13 protein-coding genes are annotated in these 16,931 nt (G+C 46.1%); 11 read left to right on the forward strand and 2 right to left on the reverse strand.

What is annotated here, in order from left to right:
* Nucleotides 1-30 precede the first annotated feature (30 nt).
* From ureC to ureG, 5 genes are all read left to right on the forward strand, one after another.
* Entirely contained in the window at nt 31-1,734 is a 1,704-nt protein-coding gene (gene ureC, locus OCT63_RS01760; protein WP_269983074.1) for an urease subunit alpha, read from the forward strand.
* A gap of 141 nt (nt 1,735-1,875) precedes the next feature.
* Entirely contained in the window at nt 1,876-2,328 is a 453-nt protein-coding gene (ureE, locus tag OCT63_RS01765) for an urease accessory protein UreE (protein WP_060468396.1), read from the forward strand.
* Between the two features lie 72 nt (nt 2,329-2,400).
* Nucleotides 2,401-2,997 carry a HupE/UreJ family protein gene (locus OCT63_RS01770; RefSeq protein ID WP_161687185.1) on the forward strand — a complete coding sequence of 199 codons (597 nt, stop codon included), beginning with the start codon at nt 2,401-2,403 and terminating at the stop codon, nt 2,995-2,997.
* A gap of 41 nt (nt 2,998-3,038) precedes the next feature.
* Nucleotides 3,039-3,719 (forward strand): urease accessory protein UreF, encoded by a 681-nt coding sequence (locus OCT63_RS01775; protein WP_161687187.1) that lies wholly within the window; start codon nt 3,039-3,041, stop codon nt 3,717-3,719.
* A 46-nt stretch (nt 3,720-3,765) separates the two neighbouring features.
* A complete protein-coding gene (gene ureG, locus OCT63_RS01780; RefSeq protein WP_060468393.1) occupies nt 3,766-4,404 on the forward strand; it encodes an urease accessory protein UreG in 639 nt (212 codons plus the stop codon).
* A gap of 102 nt (nt 4,405-4,506) precedes the next feature.
* On the opposite strand, the gene xseA is transcribed toward ureG, so the two are convergent.
* Nucleotides 4,507-5,853 (reverse strand): exodeoxyribonuclease VII large subunit, encoded by a 1,347-nt coding sequence (gene xseA, locus OCT63_RS01785; RefSeq protein WP_161687189.1) that lies wholly within the window; start codon nt 5,851-5,853, stop codon nt 4,507-4,509.
* Between the two features lie 269 nt (nt 5,854-6,122).
* On the opposite strand from xseA, the gene guaB reads away from it, so the two are divergent.
* From guaB to OCT63_RS01800, 3 genes are all read left to right on the forward strand, one after another.
* A complete protein-coding gene (gene guaB / locus OCT63_RS01790) occupies nt 6,123-7,586 on the forward strand; it encodes an IMP dehydrogenase (protein WP_161687191.1) in 1,464 nt (487 codons plus the stop codon).
* Nucleotides 7,587-7,788: 202 nt separating this feature from the next.
* Entirely contained in the window at nt 7,789-9,342 is a 1,554-nt protein-coding gene (guaA, locus tag OCT63_RS01795; protein WP_161673899.1) for a glutamine-hydrolyzing GMP synthase, read from the forward strand.
* Nucleotides 9,343-9,631: 289 nt separating this feature from the next.
* Nucleotides 9,632-11,305 carry a chitinase gene (locus tag OCT63_RS01800; RefSeq protein ID WP_269983075.1) on the forward strand — a complete coding sequence of 558 codons (1,674 nt, stop codon included), beginning with the start codon at nt 9,632-9,634 and terminating at the stop codon, nt 11,303-11,305.
* 669 nt (nt 11,306-11,974) lie between these two features.
* Here the strand turns inward: OCT63_RS01800 and ebgR are convergent.
* On the reverse strand, nt 11,975-12,958 hold the full coding sequence (gene ebgR, locus OCT63_RS01805; protein WP_269983076.1) for a transcriptional regulator EbgR: 984 nt from the start codon (nt 12,956-12,958) through the stop codon (nt 11,975-11,977).
* Between the two features lie 392 nt (nt 12,959-13,350).
* On the opposite strand from ebgR, the gene galE reads away from it, so the two are divergent.
* The 3 genes from galE to galK all read left to right on the forward strand — a co-directional run bounded on the left by galE (nt 13,351) and on the right by galK (nt 16,825).
* A complete protein-coding gene (gene galE, locus OCT63_RS01810) occupies nt 13,351-14,370 on the forward strand; it encodes a UDP-glucose 4-epimerase GalE (RefSeq protein ID WP_269983159.1) in 1,020 nt (339 codons plus the stop codon).
* Between the two features lie 137 nt (nt 14,371-14,507).
* Nucleotides 14,508-15,560, forward strand: a complete 1,053-nt coding sequence (locus OCT63_RS01815; protein WP_269983077.1) for a UDP-glucose--hexose-1-phosphate uridylyltransferase — start codon at nt 14,508-14,510, stop codon at nt 15,558-15,560.
* Nucleotides 15,561-15,664: 104 nt separating this feature from the next.
* A complete protein-coding gene (gene galK, locus OCT63_RS01820) occupies nt 15,665-16,825 on the forward strand; it encodes a galactokinase (protein ID WP_269983078.1) in 1,161 nt (386 codons plus the stop codon).
* Nucleotides 16,826-16,931 lie beyond the last annotated feature (106 nt).

Here is a 16,931-nt window from a genome sequence, read left to right on the forward strand (position 1 = left end):
GGAAATAATGAAAACAACAAAGGATTGATCATGGCGAAGATATCCAAACAGGCTTACGCCGAAATGTTTGGGCCAACAATCGGAGACCGAGTGCGTCTTGCTGACACCGATTTATGGCTAGAAGTTGAAAAGGATTACACCGTATACGGCGACGAAGTGAAGTTCGGCGGCGGTAAAGTGATTCGCGATGGGCAAGGGCAAAGTCAACGTCCAAGTGCTGAGACACCGGATTTGGTGATCACCAATGCGATTGTGTTGGACTACTGGGGCATTGTAAAAGCCGATATCGCAATCAAAGATGGCCGAGTTCAAGCTTTAGGCAAAGCGGGCAACCCAGACGTTCAACCGGGTGTCGATATTGTGATTGGCCCGGGCACGGAAATTTTAGCGGGTGAAGGTTCAATTCTGACTGCTGGTGGCATTGATTCACACATCCACTTTATTTGTCCGCAACAAATTGAAGAAGCGCTAGCTTCAGGTGTAACAACCATGATAGGCGGTGGCACGGGGCCAAACACCGGTACTAACGCAACCACATGTACACCGGGTCCGTGGAACATGCACCGTATGTTGGAATCGCTCGATCAGTTCCCAATGAACTTTGGTTTACTCGGGAAAGGCAATGCTAGCCAACCGGAAGCATTGCGTGAGCAAGTGGCAGCGGGCGCAGTGGGTTTGAAGTTGCATGAAGACTGGGGAACCACTCCCGCTTCAATTGATACTTGCTTGAGCGTCGCCGATGAGATGGACGTACAAGTTGCGATTCACACCGATACGTTAAATGAGTCGGGTTTTGTTGAATCGACACTTGGCGCAATTGGCGATCGCGTGATTCATACATACCACACGGAAGGTGCCGGTGGTGGTCATGCTCCCGATATTATTCGGGCTGCAGGTGAACCAAACGTTCTGCCTTCTTCGACTAACCCGACACGACCTTATACCGTCAATACGGTCGATGAGCACTTAGATATGCTGATGGTGTGTCATCACCTTTCACCGTCGATTGCTGAAGATGTGGCGTTCGCCGAGTCGCGTATTCGTCGTGAAACCATTGCCGCTGAAGACATTCTTCATGATTTAGGTGCGTTCTCGATGATCGCTTCTGATTCACAAGCGATGGGGCGCGTAGGCGAGGTGGTAACCCGTACTTGGCAAACCGCACACAAGATGAAAGTTCAGCGTGGTAGCCTAAAAGAAGATTCCGACTACAGCGATAACTTCCGCCTAAGACGTTATGTCGCTAAGTACACCATTAATCCTGCGATCACGCACGGCATGGCCCATGAGATCGGCTCTATCGAAGCAGGAAAGCTCGCAGACCTAGTGCTGTGGAAGCCCGCTTTCTTTGGTGTGAAACCGAGTGTGATTTTAAAAGGCGGCATGATCGCCATGGCACCAATGGGTGATCCTAACGCTTCAATTCCAACCCCTCAGCCCGTTCACTACCGTTCTATGTTTGGTAGCTATGGCAAGGCGTGTCAGAACACATCAATGCTGTTTGTTTCCAAAGAAGCCAAAGCACAGAACATTGATAAACAATTGGGTTTGCAGAGTTTGATTGGCGTAGTCAGCAACTGTCGAAACATCAGCAAAGCGGACATGAAGCTTAACGATTGGATGCCGAAGATCGAAGTCGATTCTCAGACGTATCAAGTGCGCGCTGATGGCGAACTGCTGACGTGTGAGCAAGCTGAAGTATTGCCAATGGCTCAGCGGTATTTTCTATTTTAATCGCTCGGCTGAAGGCTATTGTTTTAAGGCTTAGCTGAAGACTCATATTTTAGACCTTTAGCTGAAGCTCCTATTTGGGCTCTTGGCTGAGGGCTCTTATTTTGAACGTTATAAATCTCACAAGGAGATTGAGGTAATAGCATGATTGAACTAACTCAAATTCAAACGGAGTTGAGCACGGCTCCTGATGGCTTTCTAAGCCTACCAATCGATAGCCGTATTAAGAGCCGCCTTAAGGTGATGCTCGATGACGGACGCAATGCAGGGCTGTTTCTACCACGAGGTCACATCTTGCGTGGCGGTGAACAGCTTTCAAGTGAATGTGGTTTAGTGGTGGAAGTAAAAGCCGCACCGGAAACCGTGTCGACCGTTTACTGTGAAGATTCGCATCTATTAACTCGTGTTGCTTACCACCTTGGTAACCGACATGTGCCGCTACAAGTGGAAGCGGGCTGGGTACGTTATCAACATGATCATGTTTTGGATGAAATGGTTGAAGGTTTGGGCGCGACAGTGACGACCGAAAAACAACCCTTTGAACCTGAAGGTGGCGCTTATGGTGGTCGCTCTGGCGGTCATCACCACCATCACTAATCGAGTCATTTGATACTCATCCATTTATAGATACAACCACGATATTAATAACAATAACGCAAGGATTACGCGATGAACTTTAAAACAGCAGCAGGCTTATGCACTTTCACAATAGCTTCTCTAACTACATCAACATTGGCTTTGGCTCACCCAGGGCACGGTTCGCATTCGGTTCATGAGTCTCACTCATTTATGTCTGGCTTAACTCACCCTGTGACAGGTATGGATCACCTGATCATGCTGATCGCTTTCGGTCTGTTAATTGGCGCACTGTCGTTTTCAACCAAGATAAAAGCCGCGTTGATTGGCGGCGGATTGGCTTCATTGGTCGTGGGGCTTCTCGCAGGCCAAGCCCTAGGTTTCTCTGTAATAGTTGAACCGGCAATCATCGCTTCTCTGTTCGTTGTCAGCTTATGTTTATGGCACGTATTCTCACCATCAACCAAGCGTGTAAACAGCGTATTGGTCGCTTCGATTGCAATGCTGTTTTTCCATGGTTACGCGCACGGCGTTGAAGCGGCGAGTAACCTAACTCAATTTGCAACCGGTATGAGCATTAGTGCTTTGGCATTAATGGTTATCGGTACGTTTGTTGGCCGCGCGATTTACTCTAAATGGATGTCGGTCGGCGTGGCTTCAGCAAGCGCACTATTACTGTTAGGTGCGTAAGCTCTCGAACTTTTCGATTCTAGAGGACAAAGAACAAGAGTATGACCACAACAGAAAATGTCGCGATTTATCGTCTGTTCCAATTGATCAGTCCGTCGTTGCCGATAGGGGGTTTTACTTACTCGCAAGGTTTAGAGATGGCGGTTGAGGCGGGATGGGTAACGGATCGCAATAGCATGGAACAGTGGCTTAATACCATCGTCAGTTCTAGTGTCGCGACCTTGGAATTACCTATCTTAGATCGCCTTTATCACGCGCTAGAAAAAGGTGAAATCGATGAGATTGAGCATTGGTGTAACTACTTATACTCAAGCCGTGAAACCAGTGAATTGCGAGCGGAAGAGAAGCAACGTGGACATGCCTTGAATACCTTGTTGAAGCGCTTGGATATCGATATTTCGCTGGTGGATTCCGTTGATAGTCACCCAAACCAATTGTTGGGCATGTGTATTGCTGCTCAACATTGGAACATTGATTTAGAAAGCCTCAAGCAGGGTTATCTATGGAGCTGGCTTGAGAATATTGTCACCGCAGGGGTTAAGTTGGTGCCTTTAGGACAGACCGATGGGCAGTTGGCACTGATTAATATCACCAACACGTTCCCCGAGGTGATTGAGAAAGCACGCGCTATAGAAGATTGGATGATAGGCAGTTTTTCGCCATCAATGACATTAGCGAGTTCACTGCACGAAACACAATACACGCGACTATTTCGTTCGTAGCGCTAAGCACGGACGAGGTAGCAAAAAGAATATAAGGAAGTAGACAATGGAAAGTTATAAGCAACCCCTTCGAATTGGTATCGGTGGCCCGGTTGGGTCGGGTAAAACAGCGTTGTTAGAAGTGCTGTGTAAGGCGATTCGCGACAAGATCAATATTGCAGTAGTAACCAACGACATCTACACCCAAGAAGATGCCAAGATACTGACACGAGCTGAAGCTTTAGATCCTGACCGCATCATCGGTGTGGAAACAGGCGGTTGCCCACATACTGCGATTCGTGAAGATGCGTCGATGAACCTCGCGGCAGTCGAAGAGCTGGCTAAGCTACATAAGAACCTCGATGTGGTGTTTGTAGAGAGTGGTGGTGACAACCTCAGTGCGACGTTCAGCCCTGAGTTAGCCGACCTGACTATCTATGTGATTGATGTAGCGGAAGGGGAGAAGATCCCACGTAAAGGTGGTCCGGGTATTACACGTTCTGATCTGCTGGTCATCAACAAGATCGATTTAGCGCCATACGTTGGGGCGTCACTTGAGGTGATGGAGCAAGACACACAACGTATGCGCCCTACCAAGCCATACGTGTTCACCAACCTCAAAGAGAGCCAAGGGTTAGACTTCATCATCAACTTTATTGTGACGGAAGGGATGCTGACCATGAAAGAGCATTCTACGACTGAGTAGGATTGGAATCCGTTCGTTTTTGAAGCTGGTAGATACAAAAAAGCCCTGTCGATTATCGATAGGGCTTTTTGTTTTCAATGGTTTTCAGCGTTCGAGTTGAATCTAGAGCTCGCTCTTAGCGACTCTTGTTGTTACTTGTGATTCAATCACACCATCTTCGACCTGCGTGGTGATCACTTCGCCTACTTCAACATCGTTAATGGATGACACCGTCTTGCTCGACGCTGAATGGGTAATGCTGTAGCCACGCTTTAGGGTTGCCAGTGGGCTGACGGTCTCTAACTTCTCGGCAGCCATAGCTAGCTGGTGGCGAGTTGTTAGTAACGTCTTATCCATCGCATCCAGCAGCTTTTGCTCAGAACGCTGTAAATGTAACTTCTGTACACCAAGGCGTTTCACTGGTGAGTTCAACTGAAGAAGATGCTGTTTACGTTCAATATCTTGTGCATGCTGCTTTAAGTATTGGGTCATACCACGACGCAAACGCATGTCTAAGTCATCAAGTTGCTGACTCTGCTTTTGTAGCTGGTAGCTCGGGTGCTGTTTCTCTAAGCGGTATGTCAACGTTTGAGTTGATTGCGCTTGCTTGATTAACACATGTCGAATCGCACTGACCAAGCGAGCACGTTTAGACGAGAAAGTTTGTTCTTTATGACTGTTATCACGGCTCACCAATTCTGCAGCTGCTGATGGTGTTGGGGCGCGCATATCTGCGACGAAATCGGCGATAGTGACATCGATTTCGTGACCAACAGCACTGATGATTGGGATCTGACTTGCCTTAATAGTGCGAGCTACTATCTCGTTATTGAAACACCATAAGTCTTCTAACGAGCCACCGCCACGACCAACAATCAACACATCACATTCATTGCGTTCGTTAGCTCGTCCAATCGCTTGGGCGATTTGAATCGCTGCTTCTTCACCTTGAACCATCGTTGGATAAATGACAACGGGCAATGAAGGATCGCGTCTTTTCAATACATCGAGAATATCAAACAGTGCTGCGCCCGTTTTGGAAGTAATGATACCTACACATTTAGGATGCTCTGGCAAAGTCTGTTTACTCGATTGAGCAAATAAGCCTTCAGATGCCAAATCTATCTTCAGTTTTTCGAACTCTTGCTGAAGCTTACCGTCACCTTCTGGCTGCATGCTTTCGATGATCAGCTGATAGTCACCACGTGGTTCATAAAGAGAGAGGCGAGCTTTGACTAGAACTTGATTACCATTCTGGGGCTTAAAAGTGACTCGGCGGTTATTGCCACGAAACATGGCGCACTTAACTTGAGCGCGAGAGTCTTTAAGTGTGAGGTACCAGTGACCAGAGACAGGTGCTGAGAAGTTTGAGATTTCACCAACGAGCCAGACTATTCCCATTTCATTTTCTAATAGGAGACGAACCTCTGAGTTGAGGCGAGAAACAGTAAAGATGTTTGGATTAGTCATAGAAGCACTATCTTTCCTTGAAGGAAGGTCTTTCTTGGAATCTCACAGGGCGTGAGTATGGAAGATAGCGGCAATATAATACATAGCAAGGGGGGGAATGCAAATTAAAAATACAAAAATGTGTAGCCAAGCGATTTCGTTAGCCGTATAATCCGTCCGCAATATCTAATCCAAATGCAGTTTAATTTTCCTTAATTGGCTGCCCTCATTAGGCGAAACGATGAGATTGGATTGTTTCTTTTTACTCCTATTATTGTGAGATATTGCAAATGCTAAGAATTGCCAAAGAAGCGCTGACATTCGACGACGTACTGCTAGTGCCAGCACACTCCACCGTTCTCCCTAATACAGCTGATCTTCGCACTCAGCTGACGAAGAATATTTCCCTAAACATCCCAATGATCTCTGCATCGATGGATACTGTGACAGAAGCTCGCCTAGCGATTGCACTGGCACAAGAAGGCGGAATAGGCTTCATTCATAAGAACATGTCTATTGAACAACAAGCTGAAATGGTTCGCCAGGTTAAAATTTACGAAGCAGGTGTAGTTTCTCATCCTGTTACTGTAAACCCTGACGCGACAATCGCTGATGTTGTAGCTCTTACTCAAAAACACGGCTTCGCCGGTTTCCCTGTTGTTACTGAAACAAACGAACTTGTTGGTATTATTACTGGCCGTGATGTTCGCTTTGTTACTGACCTTTCTAAGAAAGTTGAAGTAGTAATGACGCCTAAAGCTCGCCTTGCTGCTGTTAAAGAAGGTGCAACTCGTGAAGAAGTTCAAGAGAAAATGCACGAAGCGCGTGTTGAGAAAGTTCTTGTGGTAAATGATGACTTCCAACTTACTGGAATGATCACTGCAAAAGATTTCCACAAAGCAGAACGTAAACCAAACGCTTGTAAAGATGAGCGCGGCAGCCTACGTGTAGGTGCAGCTGTTGGTGCTGGTGCTGGTAACGAAGAGCGCGTTGCTGCTCTAGTTGAAGCTGGCGTAGACGTTCTACTAATCGACTCTTCACACGGTCACTCTGAAGGCGTACTTAACCGTATCCGCGAAACTCGCGCTGCCTACCCTGATCTACAAATCATTGGTGGTAACGTAGCAACGGGGGCTGGCGCTCGTGCTCTTATTGAAGCCGGTGTTAGTGCGGTTAAAGTAGGTATCGGTCCTGGTTCAATCTGTACGACTCGTATTGTTACTGGTGTTGGTGTTCCTCAAGTAACAGCAATCGCAGACGCTGCTGAAATTGCAAACGAATACGGTATTCCAGTAATCGCAGATGGCGGTATCCGTTTCTCTGGTGATATCTGTAAAGCTATCGTTGCTGGCGCATCTTGTGTGATGGTCGGTTCAATGTTCGCTGGTACTGAAGAAGCACCGGGTGAAGTTATCCTTTACAACGGTCGTTCTTACAAGTCTTACCGTGGTATGGGTTCTCTTGGCGCCATGTCTCAAGGTTCTTCTGACCGTTACTTCCAATCTGACAACGCTGCAGACAAGCTTGTTCCAGAAGGTATTGAAGGTCGTATCGCATACAAAGGTCGTCTAAAAGAGATCGTTCACCAACAGATGGGCGGTCTACGCTCAAGCATGGGCCTAACAGGTTCTGCAACTGTTGAAGACATGCGTACTAAAGCTGAGTTTGTTCGTATCTCTGGTGCGGGCATGAAAGAATCTCACGTACACGATGTTCAAATTACGGAAGAAGCACCTAACTACCGTTTAGGTTAATAATACGTCCAAACGTTTGAATAATGTGCTGATTTAGTCGGCACATTATTTTATTTGAGGCCTGTTTTGTTTAGAGAGTGATTCTCACAAAATATCGCCCTACAGATAACCAACGAAAACGTTTGCTTTATTTCTTGAAGAGTTAATCAGAGGTGAGTAAACTCGCCTCCGTTTTATCACATAGCCAATAAGACTGCTTACAATGACTAAAAATATTCATGACCAACGTATTCTAATTCTGGACTTCGGTTCTCAATACACACAGCTAGTTGCTCGTCGTATTCGTGAGATCGGTGTTTACTGTGAACTTTGGAGCTGGGACGTAGAAGAAGCGGATATTCGTGAATTCAATCCAGACGGTATCATCCTATCTGGTGGACCTGAAAGTGTAACGGAAGAGAACTCTCCGCGCGCACCTCAGTACGTATTTGATTCAGGTGTTCCTGTATTTGGTGTGTGCTACGGCATGCAAACCATGGCAGAGCAGCTTGGTGGTAAAGTTGCAGGTTCTAACGAGCGTGAATTCGGCTACGCCGCGGTTCAAGTTACGGGTGATTCAGCATTATTTGCTAACCTTGAAGCGACGCAAGATGTTTGGATGAGCCACGGCGACAAAGTGGTTGAGATTCCTGCTGATTTCATAAAAATCGCAGCAACAGACACTTGCCCATACGCTGCAATGGCAAATGAAGAGAAGAAGTACTACGGCGTGCAATTCCACCCCGAAGTAACGCACACTAAGAATGGCCTTAAAATGCTTGAGAACTTTGTTCTTAACGTTTGTGGCTGTGAGCGTTTATGGACTTCTGAATCCATCATCGAAGATGCGGTTGCTCGTATTAAAGAGCAAGTAGGTGATGACGAAGTTATCCTTGGTCTTTCTGGTGGCGTTGATTCATCTGTAGTTGCAATGCTTGCTCACCGTGCTATTGGTGACAAACTAACTTGTGTATTTGTAGATAACGGCCTTCTTCGTTTGAACGAAGCAGAGCAAGTTATGGATATGTTTGGTAACAAGTTTGGCCTAAACATCATCAAAGTAGATGCTGAACAACGCTTTCTTGACGCTCTGGAAGGCGAAGCTGAACCAGAAGCTAAGCGTAAGATCATCGGTCACGTATTTGTAGACATCTTCGATGAAGAGTCTAAGAAACTGAAGAATGCTAAATGGCTTGCTCAGGGGACTATCTACCCAGACGTAATCGAGTCAGCTGCATCTAAGACCGGTAAAGCACACGTAATCAAATCTCACCACAACGTGGGTGGCCTTCCTGATGATATGGAAATGGGCCTTGTTGAGCCTTTACGTGAGCTGTTTAAAGATGAAGTACGTAAGATCGGCCTAGAGCTTGGTCTTCCATACAACATGCTTTACCGCCACCCATTCCCAGGTCCGGGCCTAGGTGTTCGCGTACTTGGTGAAATCAAGAAAGAGTACTGTGACCTGCTGCGTCGTGCTGATGCTATCTTCATTGAAGAGCTTCACGCTGCTGACCTTTACCACAAAGTATCTCAAGCATTCACGGTATTCCTACCAGTGCGTTCTGTTGGCGTAATGGGCGATGGTCGTAAGTACGATTGGGTTGTATCTCTACGAGCTGTAGAAACTATCGACTTCATGACTGCTCACTGGGCACACCTGCCATACGACTTCCTAGGTAAAGTCTCTAACCGTATTATCAACGAAGTTAACGGCATTTCACGTGTTGTTTACGATATTTCTGGTAAACCACCAGCAACTATCGAGTGGGAATAATCTCTTAGAGAATTAGACTACTTTGATTGAAACCTTAAAAGCCTTGAACTCAGTTCGGGGCTTTTTTCTTTCTGATTCAGGTATTAAAGAGTCAGAAAGAACGGTTAGGAGCCAAACTAGTCGAAAATTAGACATCGCCTCAAGAAACAATGAGACGCTTTGTTGTGTTGGACTATACATAAAAATATCACTCGCACTTTTTATAAATTCATACCACACCAGCTAGGCCATTTCACATGTGACGCATACTCTTTGATGGACTTATTAAGGACAGATAAGAGAATACACCATGTTAAAAATTAAATATTTGGCGGCAATACTTGGCTGTACATTAGCAGCACAAAGCCATGCGTCTTTGAACATTCAACCTGATCCGCAAAACCCGAATGGTTACCTTGTTGAGAAGTCAGCATTACAAGCTGCTGAACAGACGAAAACCTCCGACCCTATGTATGCTATCTGGTCACAGGCCCTACAAACTCGTTCGAACACCATCGTTGAAGCGATTGAACCCGGTTCACCTTTCAACCCTGAAAACGTAAAACGGGTTGAGCGTGTATTCCCTCAATCTGAATGGGACTTCCTTACTCAGATGGCTGCGCCAGAATACACTTATACTCGTTTCTTGCGTGCAATTGGTAAATTCCCAGCCTTCTGTGGAGAGTACACTGATGGGCGAGATTCTGATGCCATCTGTAAGAAATCCATCATCACCGCTTTTGCTCACTTCTCTCAAGAGACGGGCGGCCACATCGCAATCGACAATACTTCTGATAACCCATTAGCTCTAGAAGAGTGGCAGCAAGCGCTGGTACATGTTCGTGAAATGGGGTGGTCTGAAGGGCAAGAAGGCTACACCACAGGTTGTGGCCAGAACGATTGGCAAAATGCACGTTGGCCTTGTGCCGTAGGGCAGGGCTATTTCGGACGTGGTGCTAAACAGCTTTCTTACCATTTTAACTACGGTGCGTTCTCGGAAGTGATGTTCGATGGTGATGCGACGGTTCTATTGAATAATCCGGCCTTAGTGGCAGACTCTTGGTTAAACCTAGCTTCTGCTATTTGGTTCTTCCTTACTCCTCAAGCTCCTAAACCTGCAATGTTGCACGTGATCGACCGTACATGGACACCCTCGCAACGTGAATTGGATGCCGGTATTGGTTATGGCTTTGGTACTACTATCAACGTGATCAATGGTGGAATTGAGTGTGGTGAGCAGAATAAAGACAAAGGTCAACCCGTTAACCGAATTCGTTACTGGGAAGGCCTAGCGGCGCACTATGAAATTCCTGTAGAAGTGGACGAGCAGAACACGTGTTGGCAGCAAACGCCTTACGGAAGCTTAAACCTCAACGGTGCCACTGACGTGCTATACACTAACTGGGATGGTAACTGGAAATACTACGCAGACCGCCCAGAAGGCTACTCATTTGAATGTGAGCTTGTTGGTTTCCAAACGGCATATTCAGCGTTGGTTGCTGGAGATTACGAGAAGTGTGTGACCAACTTCTACGGTTCTCACGCGAGCTGGCCTGAAGTGAAAGTGGTCGACAAGCTTGATCCGGTAGACCCAGGGACAGATCCCGGTGGCAACGGTTGGAGCGCGACTAAGGTATACAACGCTGGTGATCAAGTGACTCAAAATGGCGTAACCTACGAAGCGAAATGGTGGACACAAGGTGATGACCCTGCCAATGGCGGCCCTTGGAAATTAGTTGCCGGTGAGCCTACACCTGTCGATCCTGATCCGGTAGGCCCAAGCCCTGTTGAACCGCCAGTGACTGAGCCACCAATTGTCGTAGATCCATCGGTGTTTATCACATGGGAAGCGGGCGTGAGCCAAGTGAGTAATGGCGACAAGGTGACACATAACGGCAAGTGCTTCGTGGCTAAAAATGGCCCTGGCGTATGGGAAAGCCCTGTTCAATCGAACTGGTTCTGGGATGAAATAAATTGCGATTAATAGGCGACGACTTTAATAAGTTGATATATTAAATCTATTGACCTGATTACCCAACATTATTCAAAAGCCGAAAGTTTCTACTTTCGGTTTTTTGTTTCTGACTATGCCGATCAGACACAAGCTCTAAGTTAAAAATCGAGCTAACGCAACAGATCTATATCAAGCTATTGAAAGGGTATTGCCGTTATTAGGTGTGTTTTTGTTGTGTTGAAAATGGTTAAAGTACAGCAAATGAAGTAAAAGGATCATAGTAGGCCAAAAACTATTTCTGCGGATATAAAAATGGACCTCAGCTTAACGCTAAGACCCAAATCTGAAGGCGGTATTAGAGGTGAGTAATTCACGTTGCCTCTCTCTCGGCCTAGATGCAATTTGCTGACCGACGTTCTTATGCGTAATTGGGTCGTAGTGAATACGAGTATTTTTTGGACTGAGGTAATTATTAGTAAAAGTTTTACTAAGTGAAATTAGTGAAAACGTTTTACTTTAACTCCATCACGTTTTTTGTGGGCTTTTGACGGTGCTGTGTGATCCACTTAAAAGAATGCTATTTGGTGTTTTATACAGCAGATTGGAAGAGACGATATGTGATTGGAGAGGGAGATAACAGGCACAAAAAAGGCCACCTATAGTAGAGATGGCCTTTCGTTATCTGTTTGAAATATATTGCTATTTTGTTGTATCGCGTAGCTTAAGTTTACTTGGTACGTAAACTCTTAGTGGGATAGTACGGCCATCGCGTACTTTCTCTATCAAAAGGTTAACACCTTGAATTCCCATCAGTTCAGAATGGATACGAACCGTTGATAAAGACGGGAAGGTAAACTTAGCGGTTGGGATGTCATTGACACTGATCAGCGCAATGTCTTCAGGAATGCGCAATCCGTGCTCATGAATCGCTCGTAAAACGCCAATAGCGATGGAATCTGATGCAATAAACATGGCTTTCGGGTAGTTCTCGCTTTCTAGCATTTTCTTCGCTAGGTCGTAGCCCGACGAGCTAGAGAAGTCACCGCGATAGATATCTTGTTCACTGACGACGTTTTTAAGGCCACCGTATTCAGTAAAAGCCACTTCACGAATATCAGAGGTGTTAATGTCGTCTTGGCCACCGATGAAACCAATGCGTTCGTACCCTTGGTTGATGAAGAAGTTGGTGATCTCTTTGCTGATGCGAGCAAGGTCAATATCAACGGAGTCATAAGGTTCAGAGTGATCGGTAAAGTCGACATAACAGATATTATCGGTGAGCTTTTTCGCTTGTGCGATAACTTTTTGGGTCATTCTACCAACCAGTAAAATACCGGTTATCTGGCTAGAGTTTGTCTGTATTTTACTTTCGTAACAGTTGGTTAGGTTAACTTCCATCTTCTCGCACTGTGTCTCAATACCGTGGCGAATCGATAGGTAGTAAGGGTCGTTAACTTCTGCTTCTTGCTTGTAGTTATACAAGGCAAGGAAGTGGTGGTTTTGCTTTTTACCGCTAACCGATTTACGTGAGCTGCTGGTTTTGTATTCCAACTTCTCGGCAATTTCAAAGATACGCCTTTTGGTCTCTTCCTTGACGCTTAATGTAGGATCTTCATTGAGAACCCGAGAAACGGTAGCTAATGAAACATTTGCTTCCGTCGCGATATCTTTTAACGTTGCCATACTCACTTCCTGTTCTTGGAACATTGCGCTGCTTTGAAATTCGTCTTTAGTAAAAAAAGCAATGCACCTCTTTATTCTACAGGCCTATTGTAATCAAACTGAAAGCCAATGCATTAACTTTTAGTAAAATAAATGCTCAACTCCTCTGTGATGTCGCAAATCTAACTATCTATAAAGATCTCATTTAATTTCAATGGATTAGCACTATCTATCGATTCATCTACTCTATGTTGGTTGAATATGTCTCGTGGAACTTGTGTAAACGTTTACACTTCGTGGTTGTGATCACAGAATTATAGTCAGATTGGCTGCTACTATTTCTATAACAACGAACTAATACACAGAGTATCGGTTCAGATTTCATCATGAATGACAGTGAAGAGAGGTTGATTGTGAAAGTACTGGTAACGGGCGGAATGGGTTACATCGGAAGTCACACATGTATTCAAATGATGCAGGAGGGCATAGAGCCCATCATTGTAGACAACCTTTGCAACAGCAAAGAGCTAGTACTGGAACGAATCAATGCGCTAACCGGTCAAACACCAACATTTTACCTTGGCGATATTCGTGATGAATCCTTCTTAGATGGCGTGTTTGCTAAGCATGACATTCAAGCCGTCATTCATTTCGCTGGCCTAAAAGCGGTGGGCGAATCAGTCGCTAAGCCTTTGGAGTACTACGATAACAACGTAAGCGGGTCTCTGGTTCTAGCGCGCAGCATGAAGAAAGCAGGCGTGAAAAGCATCGTGTTCAGCTCTTCAGCAACCGTGTACGGCGACCCTGAGATTGTGCCGATCACCGAAAGCTCACCAACGGGCGAAACTACGAACCCTTATGGTCGTAGTAAGTACATGGTCGAAGAGTGCTTGAGTGATTTGTTCAACGCTGAAAACGACTGGAGCGTCACTTTACTGCGCTACTTTAACCCTGTCGGCGCACACCCATCAGGCACCATGGGTGAAGACCCGCAAGGCATTCCAAACAACCTAGTGCCGTTCATCGCACAGGTTGCTGTAGGCCGAAGAGAGAAGCTTTCTATCTTTGGAAACGATTACCCAACACCAGATGGAACAGGTGTGCGTGACTACATTCACGTGATGGATCTGGCTGATGGCCACGTAGCCGCATTAAAAGCCGTGGGCGAGAAGTCGGGTTTTCACATTTACAACCTAGGTACAGGTAAAGGCTCGAGTGTACTTGAGATGGTTGAAGCCTTTGCACAGGCATCGGGCAAGCCAGTTCCTTACGAATTATGTCCGCGCCGTGCGGGTGATATTGCCGAATGTTGGGCAAGCACTGAAAAAGCAGAGCGTGAACTGGGTTGGAAAGCGACACGCAGCGTGATGGAAATGACGGCGGATACGTGGAAATGGCAGTCGAATAACCCAAACGGTTATTCCCCTTCGTAATTGAAGCCGCAGCGTTGTTGGCTGCAATTCCAATTTTATTGGTGAATGCGGATGAAGAGATATTTTGAATCTCCTTGTAGAAGAATTATTCGTCTTGGCGAATTGACCAAGACACAAAAATTAAGAGCAATGTAAGTATGTCAAAAGTTGAATTTAACCCAGTAGACCACCCGCATCGTCGTTATAACCCACTAACGGGTCAGTGGATCTTAGTATCACCGCACCGTGCTAAACGCCCGTGGAGTGGTCAAGACGAGAAGCCATCGACTGAACAACTTCCTGAGTACGAGAAAGAATGTTTCTTGTGCCCAACCAACACACGTATCTCGGGTGACGAAAACCCAGATTACGACGGTACTTATGTGTTCAGTAATGATTTCGCGGCGTTGATGCCTGATTCGCCTGACGCTCCAGAGTCTGACAATCCTCTATTTAAGACTCAAGGTGTTCGTGGGTTGAGCCGCGTTATCTGTTTTTCTCCAGACCACAGCAAAACGCTGCCAGAGTTACCGGTAAATAAAATCCGCGGCGTGATTGATACCTGGGACGAGCAGATTGAAGAGCTAGGTAAAGATTACCTATGGGTTCAAGCGTTTGAAAACAAAGGCGAGACAATGGGCTGTTCTCAGCCTCACCCACACGGTCAAATCTGGGCAAACAGCTTTCTACCAAACGAGATTGAACGTAAAGAAAAGTTGCTAAAAGAATACTTCGAGCAACAGGGCTCAAACCTATTAGTGGATTACGTTGAAGCTGAAATGAAAGACGGCTCACGCACCGTGGTTGAAACGGAACATTGGATTGCTGTAGTACCTTACTGGGCGGCGTGGCCATTCGAAACTATGTTGCTGCCAAAAACACACATTCGCCGTATGAGTGAACTGACTGACGAACAACGTGATGACTTGGCACTTGCGATCAAGAAGCTGACCAGCCGCTACGACAACTTGTTCCAGTGTTCATTCCCATACTCGATGGGTTGGCACTATGCGCCGTTCTTCGAAGAAGGCACCGACATCGACCATTGGCAACTGCACGCGCTTTTCTACCCGCCACTACTACGCAGCGTATCGGTTCGTAAGTTCATGGTGGGCTACGAAATGTTGGCGGAATCGCAACGCGATTTGACCGCAGAACAAGCGGCGCAACGTCTTCGCGATTTGAGTGATGTTCACTACAAAGAGCAGTGATACCTGCTTCGTAAATAACAAACGAGATAGAGAATCTCAAAGAATTAAAGTGGTGCCATGAAGAGGCCACAATTGAACAAAGAGTTTAAGCAGAGAGTTTACTTATGTCTGATCTAATCCAAAACGTGAAAGCATCTTTTGAGCAAGTCCTTGGTTACCAAGCGACTCACATCGTTCAAGCACCAGGTCGTGTGAACCTGATTGGTGAGCACACTGACTACAATGATGGTTTTGTTCTGCCGTGTGCCATTAACTACCAAACTGTTGTTGCGGCAGCAAAGCGCGAAGACAACATGGTGCGTGTGGTATCTGTTAACTACGATAATGCAGTAGACGAATTCGATATCACGCAAGAGATCACTTTCCAACAAGACAAAATGTGGGCGAACTATATTCGTGGCGTGGTGAAGTGCTTAATTGGTCGTGGCTATGAGTTTAAAGGTGCGGATATTTCTGTAGCCGGCAACGTGCCTCAAGGTGCCGGTTTAAGTTCTTCTGCGGCTCTGGAAGTGGTCATTGGACAGACATTCAAGGTGCTTTACAACTTAGAGATAAGTCAGGCTGAAGTTGCGCTAAATGGTCAGCAAGCGGAAAACGAATTTGTAGGCTGTAACTGCGGCATCATGGATCAAATGATCTCGGCAGAAGGCCTTGCGAATCACGCGATGCTTTTGGATTGCCGTAGCTTAGAAACTCAAGCGGTTTCAATGCCAGAAGACATGGCGGTGGTGATCATCAATTCAAACAAGAAACGTGGCTTGGTCGACAGTGAATACAACACACGTCGTGAGCAGTGTGAAGAAGCGGCTCGTCTGTTCGGTGTGTCTGCACTGCGTGATGTAACGATTGAGCAATTCAAAGCGAAAGAGTCTGAGCTGGATGAGATGGTTGCTAAGCGCGCTCGTCACGTGATTACCGAAAATGACCGCACCGTTGAAGCGGCTCAAGCTCTGCGTACTCATGACATGAAGCGCATAGGTGAGTTGATGGCAGAATCGCATGCATCAATGCGTGATGATTTTGAAATCATAGTTAAAGAGATCGATACGCTAGTGGATATGGTTAAAGAAGTGATTGGCGATCAAGGCGGCGTGCGTATGACGGGCGGTGGCTTTGGTGGTTGTATCGTGGCATTGGTTCCGCCTGCATTGGTTGATGAAATTAAAACAACCGTTGAGCAGAAATATCAAGCAGCTACGGGTCTAAAAGAATCAATTTATGTGTGCCAAGCGAAAGACGGCGCCGGCCTAATTGAAGTAATCTAACCGCTTCGAGACTTAAGATAGCGCTTACCAAGTAAAAAGATCATGGTAGGCCAAATACTAAAGCCTTTACCTCAACGTAGAGGCTTTTTACTGGCAGTAGAAGGAA

Source organism: Vibrio sp. RW, from assembly GCF_027587105.1.
Lineage (GTDB): Bacteria > Pseudomonadota > Gammaproteobacteria > Enterobacterales > Vibrionaceae > Vibrio > Vibrio toranzoniae.

Coding starts and splice junctions, on each gene's coding strand:
- ureC (WP_269983074.1), top strand. CDS start 31: ATGGCGAAGATATCCAAACAGGCTTACGCCGAAATGTTTGGGCCAACA.
- ureE (WP_060468396.1), top strand. CDS start 1,876: ATGATTGAACTAACTCAAATTCAAACGGAGTTGAGCACGGCTCCTGAT.
- OCT63_RS01770 (WP_161687185.1), top strand. CDS start 2,401: ATGAACTTTAAAACAGCAGCAGGCTTATGCACTTTCACAATAGCTTCT.
- OCT63_RS01775 (WP_161687187.1), top strand. CDS start 3,039: ATGACCACAACAGAAAATGTCGCGATTTATCGTCTGTTCCAATTGATC.
- ureG (WP_060468393.1), top strand. CDS start 3,766: ATGGAAAGTTATAAGCAACCCCTTCGAATTGGTATCGGTGGCCCGGTT.
- xseA (WP_161687189.1), bottom strand. CDS start 5,853: ATGACTAATCCAAACATCTTTACTGTTTCTCGCCTCAACTCAGAGGTT.
- guaB (WP_161687191.1), top strand. CDS start 6,123: ATGCTAAGAATTGCCAAAGAAGCGCTGACATTCGACGACGTACTGCTA.
- guaA (WP_161673899.1), top strand. CDS start 7,789: ATGACTAAAAATATTCATGACCAACGTATTCTAATTCTGGACTTCGGT.
- OCT63_RS01800 (WP_269983075.1), top strand. CDS start 9,632: ATGTTAAAAATTAAATATTTGGCGGCAATACTTGGCTGTACATTAGCA.
- ebgR (WP_269983076.1), bottom strand. CDS start 12,958: ATGGCAACGTTAAAAGATATCGCGACGGAAGCAAATGTTTCATTAGCT.
- OCT63_RS01815 (WP_269983077.1), top strand. CDS start 14,508: ATGTCAAAAGTTGAATTTAACCCAGTAGACCACCCGCATCGTCGTTAT.
- galK (WP_269983078.1), top strand. CDS start 15,665: ATGTCTGATCTAATCCAAAACGTGAAAGCATCTTTTGAGCAAGTCCTT.